Raw genomic sequence first — 1,730 nt, 5'->3', positions numbered from 1 at the left:
CAATCTCTATGATGAATTGATTATATCAGAAGATATTATAAAAATTTTGCAAAAGTGTTTGGATAGATTCTTACAAATTGAAGAGCTAAACAAAGATAGCTACAGAGTTGGCAGATTCGAACAATTCCAAAATAATACACTAAAAACATTAATGTTTACTCGATTTAGCCAATTTAATGGTGCTAAACGGTTTGCAAATGAAGACTGGTCTGAGATTAATTTGATATTACCAATTGTCGATAAACTTGTTTGTGAAGCAGGTTGGGTAGGCGTTGTTATGCAAAATTTTGTACAACTATGTGAGAGCGCTAAAAAAGACTATCCTACTGAACTTTTCGCAGATCAAGTCTTAACCGTCATATCTATGCCTAAGCTTGTAGGCTGGCAAGGTAGCACGCTATATTCAAGGCTTTCCGAACTAGTTCAATTTTTTGCAGCAAGAGACAGTCTACTAAATTTGCAGACTGTGCAAAAGCTTTTAAGAATTATTGACTGGCTTATTGATCAAGGTGATAGACGTAGTGCTTCATTGCAACAGAGTGAATTATTTAGAAGTATAAAATTAAGTTAGGTGATGATCTAACTTAATAATCATAGAAACAAATAATCTATCTGAAAGGTTGCCGACCAAACTATTTAAGTTTATAAAAACGTTATAGTAGATAAGACTGTACTGTTTAAATCATCACCTACAACTTACTAAATAAAAGAGATATTAATTAAACTAAAAGCTCTTATCAAGTATCTAAAATTAGTTGATCGCTACAGTGTAAGTACTGTCAATAACTCACTAAATAATTCAAATATTAAGGAACTATGATGACAGCTAATATTACGCACCCAGTTCACCAGCTATATAATACATTTATTGAAGAATGCTTATTGAAGAATAATTCAATCCTCACTAATGAAGAAGACGTATTTACATTAGAAAATTTGAAGAAAGTAAAAATCTGTTTTTTGGACTCACCTATAGAAGGTAGCAATCAAGATTTTTGGCAAAAAATTAAACAGCAGTTTGAGCATGCAGATTACGAAACAAAGCTTTGCTTTGCTCATCTAAATTGGCTCTGGAGCTTACCAGCTCATGACATAACTGCTGATACCAAAGAGAAAACACCTATCTGGATATTGGATGAAGAAGCAGATATCCGCCGCTTTAATGAGTGTAGGCGAGAAAATTTCTTCCCTAAGTATGGTGTAGGTTCAACAGGTCAGTATCATAAAACCAATAAACCTGTAGAGTTAAACTACTTATTGATTCTCTGCATGACACTTAAAAAGGAAGTAGATAATGGAGGGTTTGATAAAGAAGCTATAAATGCTTTCATTATTGAAAATGCTGACATACTTTTCGAGGAAAATACTTACAGTATTGATGATGCAGAGTATAGGCAACTAAAAAACAAAACAATCGCTATGCAAAGCTTAATGCTTCATTTAGCAAATCCTGACAAATACGAGCCCATAGCTTCAAAGCAAGATAAGCTAGCGATTAAGCAACACTTTGATGTTTTGATAAAAGATTTACCAGGATTAAAAGAAGATATTAATCTTGATGAAGAGATTTCACTGATCAAAGAGCAGTTAGTTATATCGCAGCAAGAGCTACAGTTAGACTTCAAAAATGGGTTTAGCTTTTATAATGACCAGCTTTGGCATATTTGGAATAAGGGCATACATAATCTATCAGATGACCTGATGGCATTGCAGTATAAAAAAGCGATAGT

1 protein-coding gene and 1 pseudogene are annotated in these 1,730 nt (G+C 33.2%); both read left to right on the top strand.

The features are described 5' to 3' along the window. Positions 1–571 (top strand): annotated as a pseudogene (locus M917_RS14205) (ATP-binding protein); the annotation flags it as partial. Positions 572–819: 248 nt separating this feature from the next. Then, positions 820–1,730: hypothetical protein (locus tag M917_RS06235; protein ID WP_040642178.1), on the top strand; the 911-nt coding region annotated here is incomplete at its 3' end.

Origin of the sequence: Psychrobacter aquaticus CMS 56 (assembly GCF_000471625.1) — a bacterium.
Lineage (GTDB): Bacteria > Pseudomonadota > Gammaproteobacteria > Pseudomonadales > Moraxellaceae > Psychrobacter > Psychrobacter aquaticus.
The sequence above is the reverse complement of the archived record's forward strand: the minus strand, read 5'-3'. Positions and strand labels throughout refer to the sequence as shown.